Below are 7,007 nucleotides of genomic sequence, written 5' to 3'. Positions count from 1 at the left end.
AACTTGCCCTGCGCCGCGACCGCCGGGTGAATGCCATCGGCCTGCATCAGCTCGGGATTCCCGCCGATTCCCTGAAGAAAAAACGGCACCAGCGGGACTTTTTTCTCCTCGGCCAGATCGCTGTAGACCTTCGCGAAAGCCTCGGTGTAGCGCGCCCCATAATTGGGTGGCAGTTGCATACCCAGCAGCAGCACCCTGGCACCGCTGGCCCTGGCGTTGTCGATCATCGACGCAAGATTTTGTTGCAATTGCGTTGGCAGCAATCCGCGCAGCCCGTCGTTGCCCCCCAACTCGAGAATCACCACCTCAGGCTTATGCTCCACAAGCAGCGCCGGCAGGCGCGCCTGGCCGCCGGCACTGGTGTCGCCACTGATGGACGCATTGACCACCGTCTCGGTGAAACCTTCGTGCTTGAGCCGCTGCTCGAGCAACGACACCCACCCTTGCCGGGTATCCAGGCCGAAAGCTGCGCTGATACTATCGCCAACGATCAGGACTGTACCCGCCGCTGCGTTCTGGGCCATGCACATCAAGGCCAGGCCAGCACTCAAAAACCACACACGCATCGGACTCTCCATGGGCGCAAGCATTCTCACTGCGCGGAACCTTAGCAAAGTGGTTCCCAGCGCGGAAGGTGAACTGACCATCCTGCACGAACTCAGCCTGGAACTGAACAAGGGCGACAGTTTGGCCATCGTCGGCAGTTCCGGCTCCGGCAAATCTACCCTGCTGGGTTTGCTGGCCGGTCTCGACCTGCCCAGCAGCGGCGAAGTCACCCTTGCCGGGCAAGCCCTGAGCAATCTGGATGAAGACCAGCGCGCGCGGATACGCGCCGAGCATGTCGGCTTCGTGTTCCAGTCGTTCCAGTTGCTCGACAGCCTCAACGCCCTGGAAAACGTCATGTTGCCGCTCGAGCTGGACGGCCGCAAAGACGCCCGCGAACGCGCCACCGAACTGCTGAGCCGCGTCGGCCTGGGCCAACGCCTGAGCCATTCGCCGCGTCAGCTCTCCGGTGGCGAACAGCAGCGCGTGGCGATCGCCCGGGCATTTGCCGCCGAACCCGATGTACTGTTTGCCGATGAACCCACCGGCAACCTCGACACGCACACCGGCGAGCACATCAGCGATCTGCTCTTCGAACTCAATAAGGAAAGCGGCACGACGCTGGTCCTGGTGACCCACGACGAACGCCTGGCACACCGCTGCCACCGCCTGATCCGCCTTGAAGCCGGCCTGTTGGTCGTCGCCCCTCTGGAGCCTTGATGGCACGTTTGCCGCTGTTGCGCCTGTTCAGCCTCGCCCTTCGCCAATTGCTGCGCGATGCCCGCGCCGGTGAGCTGCGGGTGCTGTTCTTCGCCCTGCTGGTCGCCGTGGCGGCGAGTACCGCCATCGGCTACTTTGGCGCCCGCCTGAACGGTGCCATGCTGCTGCGCGCCACCGAATTCCTGGGCGCGGATATGCTGCTGGAAGGCAGCTCGCCCGCACGCCCCGAACAAATACAATCCGGCAAGGAGCTGGGGCTGCAACACGCGCAAGTGGTGGAGTTTTCCAGCGTCATCGCCACCGACAAAGGCATTCAGCTGTCGGGCATCAAAGCCGTGGACGGGGTCTATCCACTGCGCGGTCAGCTGAAAAGCGCGCCCGCTCCGTTTGCTCCCGAAGAAGCCGGAGGAAGTCCGAAACCGGGCGAAGCCTGGGCCGAGGCGCGCCTGCTGACGGCGCTGGACCTGAAGGTTGGTGACACCATCGACGTCGGCATGAAAACCCTGCACCTGACCCGCGTGCTGACCTATGAACCCGATCGTGCCGGCAATTTCTACAGCCTCACGCCCCGGGTGATGATCAATCTCGCCGACCTGGCCGCCACCGGCGTGGTCCAGCCCGGCAGCCGGGTCAGTTACCACGAACTCTGGCGCGGCACGGCACCGGCCCTGGAAACCTATCGAGAGCTGATCAAACCGGGGCTGGCCGCCAACCAGCGCCTGCAGGACGCCCGCGACGGCAACCGGCAAATCGGCGGTGCGCTGGGCAAAGCCGAACGTTACTTGAACATGGCCAGCCTGGTCGCCGTGCTGTTGTCCGGCGTTGCCGTGGCGCTCTCGGCCACCCGTTTCGCCACCCGCCGTTTCGATGCCAGCGCGCTGCTGCGCTGCCTGGGTTTGTCGCGCCGGGAAACCCTGCTGCTATTCAGCGTACAACTGACTGTACTCGGCCTGCTGGCCAGCCTCAGCGGCGCCCTCCTCGGCTGGCTCGCGCAGTTGGGGTTGTTCGCCTTGCTGGGTGAATTGCTGCCCAGCGATGTACCGCCGGGCGGGCTGCTGCCGGCCGTCGCCGGGATCGGCACCGGACTGGTCGCACTCGCCGGATTCGCCCTGCCACCACTGGCGGCACTGGGTCGCGTTCCACCGCTGCGGGTACTACGCCGCGACATACTGCCGATCCCTTCCAGCACCTGGATGGTTTACGGCACCGCACTGGCAGCCTTGGGCCTGATCATGTGGCGCTTGAGCCTGGACCTGCTGCTGACCTTCGCCCTGCTCGGTGGCGGTATCATCGCCGCACTGGTCCTCGGTGGCCTGTTGCTGCTGGTACTCAACAGCCTGCGTCGTCTGCTGGCCCGTGCGTCCTTGCCCTGGCGCCTGGGTCTGGGCCAATTGCTGCGTCACCCGCTGGCGGCGGCGGGACAATCGCTGGCCTTCGGTTTGATCCTGTTGTCGATGGCGCTGATCGCCCTGCTGCGCGGAGAGTTGCTGGACACCTGGCAAAACCAGTTGCCAAAAAACGCCCCCAACTACTTCGCGCTGAATATCTTACCCGCCGACAAACAGGCCTTCACTGATCGCCTGATCGAACTCTCCGCCCAATCCGCGCCACTGTACCCGGTGGTGCCGGGACGACTGATCAGCATCAACGGCCAACCGGTGCAGGGCATCGTCAGCAAGGACACCGAAGGTGATCGGGCCATCCAGCGCGATCTGAGCCTGACCTGGGCCGCCGACCTGCCCGCCGGCAACAGCATCACGGCCGGTAGCTGGTGGTCAGCGCAACCTACCGGCGACGTACCCGGCGTTTCGGTGGAAGGCAAAGTGGCCGAGAGCCTGAAGCTCAAGCTTGGCGATCATCTGGTTTTCACTGTTGGCGGGGTCAACCGCGAGGCGCAGGTCACCAGCCTGCGCAAGATCAACTGGGACAACTTCCAGCCGAACTTCTTCATGATCTTCCAGCCCGGCACCTTGAAAGACCTGCCGGCCACGTACCTGACCAGTTTTTACCTGGCGGCCGGTCACGACCAACAGATCATCGACCTGTCGCGCGCCTTCCCGGCGGTGACCATTCTGCAGGTCGAGGCCTTGCTGGCGCAGTTGCGCAGTATCCTTGAGCAAGTCACCCTGGCGGTCGAGTACGTGTTGTTGTTCGTGCTGGCGGCCGGCATGGCGGTGCTGTTTTCCGGCTTGCAGGCGACGCTCGACGAGCGCATTCGCCAAGGTGCATTGCTACGTGCGCTGGGCGCCGAACGACAGTTGTTGGTCAAGGCTCGGCGGATCGAGTTCGGCTTGCTCGGTGCGGTCAGCGGTTTGCTCGCCGCACTTGGCTCGGAACTGGTGAGCCTGGTGCTGTACCGCTATGCGTTCGACCTGGCCTGGCATCCGCATCCGTGGCTGCTATGGTTGCCGGTGATTGGCGCGCTGCTGATCGGCGGCGCGGGTGTGTTCGGCACTCGTCGGGCGCTGAATGCCAGCCCACTGACAGTCTTGCGCGAGGGTTGATAAACTTGATGCCTCCTGACCAAAAGAAACCGCAATGAGCCGCTACCGCCCTCCTCGCACCGCCGGCACCGCCCTCATCACCCCCGAGGGCGAAGCGCGGATGCGTGCCGAGTTCCATGAGCTCTGGCATGTACGCCGCCCCCAGGTGACCCAATCGGTCAGCGAGGCTGCTGCGCAGGGCGACCGCTCTGAAAACGCCGAGTACACCTACGGCAAAAAGATGTTGCGCGAGATCGACAGCCGCGTGCGGTTTCTCACCAAGCGGCTGGAAGCACTCAAGGTAGTCAGCGAAAAACCCAGTGACCCGAACAAGGTCTACTTCGGGGCCTGGGTGACCATCGAAGATGAGCACGGCAAAGAATCACGCTATCGCATCGTCGGCCCGGATGAACTTGACCTCAAACTAGGCCTGATCAGCATCGACTCACCGCTCGCGCGGGCCTTGATTGGCAAAGCGCTGGATGCCGAAGTCCGGGTCCAGACGCCTACTGGCGAGCAGTTCGTATATATCGTCGCAATCGACTATCCCTAGCGACCCCTAGCGACGGGTAATCAGCCCTTGGCGCGCAACACGCGTCAGTTGCTTGATCACTTCGGCCGCGTCTTCGGCACTGGGTGACTGGATCACCGCCAGATCAAAGCTGTCGCTGGCAAAACGCGCCAGCGATTCGCCGTCTTCGACAAACTGGATCAGGAACGCTGCCGGGCCGCCGGTACGACGTGGCCAGCCATCGAGATAACGCAGCAGCGTCGGCTGATGATTACCGCCAAGAAGGATTTTTGGATTGCGCTGGGTCAGGTGTGCCGTGATCGGCGCGGGACGTACTGGGGGGCGTAATGCATTCATCGTGTCGTGTCTCTGCCTCAAAAGTCTGCATGGCAGGTGAGAGGCAACACCGAACCAGCGCTTTAGCGGTATTTCGAAGCCTGTTTCAAGCTTCTATCGGTAACTGGATGAGTTACCTGGCGCCCCGCAAGTAGCTGTTTAAATCGGCGCATGGCAAACATCCTAGAGAAGCCGACAGGACAGTGTCAAGAATCTAGCGCAACAAAAAAAAGACCCGCACAAGGCGGGTCTTTTTGTTGAGTCAGAGCGCTCAGCCGCTGATGGCACGGTCTGCCGACAGCTTGCCAGCGCCTTCGATCAGTACGGCGATGCTACCGCCGAGCAAGGCCAGGGCGAATTCATAACCGTTGTTGGCCATGAACAGACCGTTGTGGATGTGCACCGAGAAAATCGCGACCAGCGAGAGGAAGGTCAGCCCCAACGCTGCCGGACGTACCAGCAGACCGATGATCAGCGCCAGACCGGCGAAGAACTCGGTACCACCGGCCAGGATCGCCATCAGATGACCCGGCGCCAGGCCGACGCTTTCCATGTACTGCGCGGTGCCGGCAATGCCATAACCGCCGAACATGCCGAAGAGTTTCTGTGAGCCGTGGGCAGCGAAGATGATGCCGACGAAGATCCGCAGAACGGTCAGGCCGTAGCCGGCGCGGGTGGACAGTACCTTGTTGATCAGAGTGCTCATGCTGTGTCATCCATTGTGGGAGTGTGTTGGTTGGGCGCTATATTAATCAGTAAATCTCATGTTAAAAGCGCAAAAAACCCGCCATAACAATCAGTTTAGTCGATCATTTACGAGAGGCAACTTTCTGCCCCTGAGGCTCCAACGACTCCCGTTCCCGGTCATATGCCAAAAAGTATTTGTTCACACTATTAACATAGCTGACAGGACCCATTCCCACCTGCTCCATGGCAATGCGCTCGACCTGGAAAAACCACTGATTTGGGTTCAAGCCACGGCGCCGTGCTTCGGCACGCATGCCTTGAACACGCTCCGGCCCAATGTTGTAGGCCGCCAGAACGAAGGCCATGCGCTCGCGCTCATTGAGCTTGGGGCTGGCGAAAAACTTGCGACGGATCATCGCCAGGTACTTGGCCCCGGCCTGCACATTGCTGTCCACGGACTGAATGTTATTGACCCCGACCCGCTGCGCCGCCGACGGGGTAATTTGCATCAACCCGGTCGGGCCACCGCCGCCGCGGTTGCTTGGCTCAAGCGCCGATTCCTTGAACGCCAGCGCCGCCAGGTTCAACCAGTCCATGCCCTGCTCGCGGGCGTGCTTTTGCAGGACCGGGCGCAGCTTTTCCAGACGCTGACGGTCGGCGCGGGCCAGCGGGTAGTGAACCTGATACAAGCGTCGGTAAATACGCAGGAACGCCACATCCTCATCGGACGGGGTCTTATAGCCTTGCAGGAAGCGATCGATGCTCGCTCGCAACATCGAGGCATCACGGCGGACGAACCAGTACTCCTTGCCCGGCTCGCTGATGACCACTTGCCGATCGAAACGCAGTTTGGGCAGGATCTTGCCCCAACGCTCGGCAATCGGTTGCTCGACGATGGTCAGGTGAAAAATCCCGCCCTGCACCATCTCCAGCACGTCTTCGACCGCCAGGCTCGGATCGACCCATTCGACCTTGACCGGTGGCAGCTTGCGCAACGCCAGCTTCTGATTGATCTGGTTGATCGCCTCACCGGCCGCGCTACCGGCGGGCAGCGCCAGGGTTTTTCCGGAAAGTTGTTCAAGCCGCGTATAGCGGCGCTCACCCTTGATCCCTACCAGCAGCAACGGCACGTTTGCACCAATCGGCTCGCTGGTACTGATCGCGTGCGCGGACTGCACATCGAGCAACTCCCCCGGAGCTACGAGGTCACCCTCGCCGCGCTGTAACGCGCCGAGCAATTGATCCTTGGCTTTGGGGATGATCTTGAGGGAGATTTCCTGGCCGTCACGGGCATGGCCATTGAGGTACTGTTCGAAGGCTCGTAGGCGATGGTACTCAACGCCAATGGTCTGGCCCTGGACCTCGCCGGAGCTGTTGCGGCTCTGATTGACCAGCACCCGCAGCACGCGGCTGCCGCGGATTTCCGCCAGATCGCGGACCTTGCCCGACTGAACGGCTTCCAAGGGACCCACCAACCGCGCAATGGCCGGCATCGGCAGCAGCATCGACAAGCACAGCACTAGCAAAACCTGGAGTCGTGTCATCCGTTCTCCGGAAAGAATACTGTCCAACGTCTCGATATTTCGAGCCGTGGGTCGACAGAAACAGAGCGCCTGGAGCGCTGGCAGAGTGCGAAAGAGTGCAGCCGCGACGGCCAACTGGCTCGTCGAAGCTCTCTTCCGGCATCAAAAGACAGCTTTAACTCTTTGTAGTTCTTGGTTTTTATT

The 7,007-nt window shown here is 61.8% G+C and carries 7 protein-coding genes; 3 read left to right on the top strand and 4 right to left on the bottom strand.

What is annotated here, in order from left to right:
* Positions 1–566: arylesterase (locus AC1DIG_RS28535; RefSeq protein WP_477770007.1), on the bottom strand; the 566-nt coding region annotated here is incomplete at its 3' end.
* A 10-nt stretch (positions 567–576) separates the two neighbouring features.
* Here AC1DIG_RS28535 and AC1DIG_RS28530 point away from each other — a divergent pair.
* The 3 genes from AC1DIG_RS28530 to greB are packed head-to-tail and all read left to right on the top strand — an operon-like array spanning position 577 to position 4,299.
* Complete coding sequence (locus AC1DIG_RS28530; protein WP_477770006.1) at positions 577–1,263, top strand: ABC transporter ATP-binding protein; 687 nt, start codon at positions 577–579, stop codon at positions 1,261–1,263.
* A complete protein-coding gene (locus AC1DIG_RS28525; protein WP_477770005.1) occupies positions 1,263–3,767 on the top strand; it encodes an ABC transporter permease in 2,505 nt (834 codons plus the stop codon). Before AC1DIG_RS28530 ends, AC1DIG_RS28525 begins: the two co-directional genes overlap by 1 nt.
* Positions 3,768–3,801: 34 nt before the next feature.
* On the top strand, positions 3,802–4,299 hold the full coding sequence (gene greB, locus AC1DIG_RS28520; RefSeq protein ID WP_019692939.1) for a transcription elongation factor GreB: 498 nt from the start codon (positions 3,802–3,804) through the stop codon (positions 4,297–4,299).
* 6 nt (positions 4,300–4,305) lie between these two features.
* Here the strand turns inward: greB and AC1DIG_RS28515 are convergent, their stop codons facing one another.
* The 3 genes from AC1DIG_RS28515 to AC1DIG_RS28505 form a co-directional block, all read right to left on the bottom strand.
* Positions 4,306–4,614: a class I SAM-dependent methyltransferase gene (locus tag AC1DIG_RS28515; protein ID WP_477770004.1), complete on the bottom strand. Its 309-nt coding sequence runs from the start codon at positions 4,612–4,614 to the stop codon at positions 4,306–4,308.
* A gap of 250 nt (positions 4,615–4,864) precedes the next feature.
* Positions 4,865–5,299, bottom strand: coding sequence for a DoxX family protein (locus AC1DIG_RS28510; protein WP_477770003.1), 435 nt, complete (start codon positions 5,297–5,299; stop codon positions 4,865–4,867).
* Positions 5,300–5,402: 103 nt separating this feature from the next.
* Positions 5,403–6,824, bottom strand: coding sequence for an MltF family protein (locus AC1DIG_RS28505; protein WP_477770002.1), 1,422 nt, complete (start codon positions 6,822–6,824; stop codon positions 5,403–5,405).
* Positions 6,825–7,007 lie beyond the last annotated feature (183 nt).

The sequence above is a fragment of the Pseudomonas sp. 05N431 genome (assembly GCF_056397005.1).
This window is presented reverse-complemented; position numbering and strand designations above follow the sequence as displayed.